This window comes from Candidatus Symbiothrix dinenymphae, from assembly GCF_001431085.1.
The window spans coordinates 1-433 of sequence record NZ_BBRU01000439.1; the positions used below are offsets into that span (position 1 = coordinate 1).

At 43.9% G+C, this 433-nt stretch carries 1 protein-coding gene; it reads left to right on the forward strand.

Features of this window, described 5'->3' with window-relative positions; genetic code table 11:
* Positions 1-433 (forward strand): phosphatidate cytidylyltransferase (locus ASC50_RS04810; protein ID WP_162491141.1); only part of this gene is annotated, 433 nt, incomplete at both ends.

Sequence of the window (433 nt, forward strand, 5' to 3'; positions counted from 1 at the left end):
CTTTTACAGTTACCAGTTTGCAGTTACCAGTTACCAGTTACCAGTTACCAGTTTGCAGTTACCAGTTACCGGTTACCAATTGTTGATTTTTTTGCCTTATTTGCTTTATCTTGTAAGTGTTTTGGTTGCAGAGCTTTATGTTGAGAATGAAGACCATATTGCGCATTTGGGTTATATTTTTCTTGGGCAGATTTATATTGCTTTGCCGTTTTCATTGCTCAATATTGTGGCTTTCACTCAGGAGGGCTACACCCCAATTTTCTTGCTGGCATTGTTTGTTTTCATCTGGGTGAATGACACCGGAGCCTACCTGACAGGCATGAAATTCGGCAAACATCGCCTCATCGAACGCATCTCCCCCAAAAAAACATGGGAAGGCTTCTGGGGCGGACTAACATTCGCCGCCCTATCCTCCCTCGCATTTGCCCAAACC